Source organism: Rubritalea sp. (assembly GCF_039830215.1).
Taxonomy (GTDB): domain Bacteria; phylum Verrucomicrobiota; class Verrucomicrobiia; order Verrucomicrobiales; family Akkermansiaceae; genus Rubritalea.
In genome coordinates this window covers 1-2,326 of the sequence record NZ_JBDOPO010000038.1, presented here as the reverse complement: position 1 = coordinate 2,326, position 2,326 = coordinate 1, and the positions used below count along the sequence as shown (strand labels likewise).

The 2,326-nt window shown below is 41.4% G+C and carries 2 protein-coding genes; both read right to left on the bottom strand.

The genetic code is table 11. The features are described 5' to 3' along the window. Positions 1-317 precede the first annotated feature (317 nt). Positions 318-1,874: an SUMF1/EgtB/PvdO family nonheme iron enzyme gene (locus tag ABGY95_RS00975; RefSeq protein WP_347439808.1), complete on the bottom strand. Its 1,557-nt coding sequence runs from the start codon at positions 1,872-1,874 to the stop codon at positions 318-320. Between the two features lie 107 nt (positions 1,875-1,981). Then, positions 1,982-2,326: hypothetical protein (locus tag ABGY95_RS00970; protein WP_347439807.1), on the bottom strand; the 345-nt coding region annotated here is incomplete at its 5' end.

Sequence of the window (2,326 nt, the reverse complement as noted above, 5' to 3'; positions counted from 1 at the left end):
GTCCATGGTTGTTGGTTGTTTTAGTTTATTTCAAAGCCATGCTAACGCATGGTAAACAATCAGCCAACAGCCTGTTTTAACGACTCAGGGGACACTTCCCCAATAAGCCAGACCTCACTCAACCCAACTGATGAGAGGGAAATCGAGAGATTACACAAAAAAGTAGCCTGATTTTTTGGACAACTACCTTGACGGTCACAGCCAATGGCGTGTCTCGTGATGTCGGCAAGCGTGTGGTTCCTGCCTGGCGCTTCTTGTCCCTTTAGCTGAGGCTGAAGTTCACTGGAGAGTTTTCCAATCCAACTCAAAAAAATCATTCAGTCCCTAATCCCTTTGTCAATATCATCGAGCAGCGTATCCAGTTGAAGTAGTTTGCCGCTTCTAAATAATTTAATGTGTTTCCCCAAAACCTTTACAGCTCTAATTTGTGGGGATTCTCCATTGCTATCACTACGTAAATTTACGATCCATTCACTCAATTCACCTTCTACGATTTTTGGACTCGCTTCAGCTAATTCCAAAACATTTTTACGGTATCTTTCTACATTGTAATCTCTGTTTTTCTTCAGAGCCTCAACTTTATCTTTAAAAATAGCATTATCGCTCAATGTAATAACTCTGAAATTATCTTTATAAACAAGGTGGGAAGAAGCGCTCGATGTGCGAACTAAGGCATTCACCCTCTTTCGCTCAGATCCAGCATTCTCTCTGCTCAAAGCTAAATTATCTTCCTTTAACTTTTGTAAACTGACACGCAATCTTTGATTTTCATCATTTGATCTTAATAAGAGTCTCTGAGCATCCATTGGCCGACTTGATGTCGCAATAGTTTGTCCTCCGTCTGTTCTTAACTCCTCATTCTCCAATTCTAGGTTAGCTAATTTCACCCTTAGCTCATCAACAACTTCTCTGGCCTCAGCAGCGGCAACAATTTGTGACGACCTGTCCGTGGTACCAACTGGTCTGGTTTTACTATATTTATCCCAGGCTGAATTCATTTCATCGTCACCAGAACCAGCAAATAATGAAGAACCTAAAGCCAAGCGTAATCCTAACATTGGATTTCTACGGGGTTCTCCAGTCGACGGTAAATACGGTAGAGTTTCAGTTCTCCTCGATGAGCGTAAAGAGCTTTCATTTTCCTTCGCATTTCCTCCACGGGCAACTCGTGCACTGACTCGGCCATGACCGTACTCTAAGCTATACATGCTAGAAGTTAACTCTGTGACATTCCCCAACATATCAAACAAACCAACTGGATTAGGATTCTCCCACATGCCTACCTCTTGGACTTTACCTTTAGCATTCTTAACAGACCATTCATTTTGCCCCAATTTACCTCTACCGTATGGATGATCTAAATCAAAAACTGAACTTTCTACTGCAGATCCTCCTCGTGCCGCAAATTCCCATTCTGATTCTGTGGGTAGACGAAAGTAGGCAGTTTCACCATTCATTTTAGGTAGTTTGTCTCGGTGTTTTTTATAAACATAACTATTTAGTTTTTCTAAAAATAACTCAATTTCAGCAAAGGTAATGCTGGATTTGGGTAAGTTTGTTGCTTTCCCCTCACCCATTACAGCTGCCCATTGAGCCTCAGTTAGCTCGGTTACGCCAAGATAGTAGCACCACTCCAATCGCTGCCTCACGCGATGCTTAGAAATAAAGCTTCCGGACAAAGTAACGCTGGCCAGACTCTCTCTGAAATTATCCCCTGAACGAGATCCCATTCTAACGAGACGAGATGCCATTTCTTTAGGTTTGGCTTCAATTCCTAGGTAGACAACGTGCAATTTAAGGTATTGATCAGACGTCAATCCCGTCAAGGGAATAGTTACTATGTCATCAGCACCTTGCACTGATGTATTAAACATAAAGATTACTCCTAGACACATAAAGAGCGTCAAACAAACGTTGCTTATAATTTTTCTTACACTCATTTCCCTTCTCTCGTTAATCTTCTCTCGTTAATCTTCTCTCGTTAATCTTCTCTCATAGCTTCCGATGGATCTACTCTAAGTACCGTCAACGCGGCTATCAATGAAGCAAACATTGAGGTCAATAAAACCGCAGAGATAAATATTTGTATGTCGAGCCGTGACAATTCCACAAAAGATTCTCCCGCTTGCAAAGAGCTAGAAACCATATGATCAACGGCTATTCCAAAGGTATAATATGCAATGAAAGATCCCAACAATCCACCTACAACAAGGCCAAGACTCTTAAATGATGGATACCATATCAGAGAAAACCTAGATGAACCTAGTAATTGTAGGTATGCTAATGCCTTCTTTTTCCTCTGTACGTTTGCATATAAATTGGCAGC

What these genes read in the sequence shown, in the direction of transcription:
- ABGY95_RS00975 (WP_347439808.1), bottom strand. Translation starts at nt 1,874, where the DNA reads ATGTTTAATACATCAGTGCAAGGTGCTGATGACATAGTAACTATTCCC.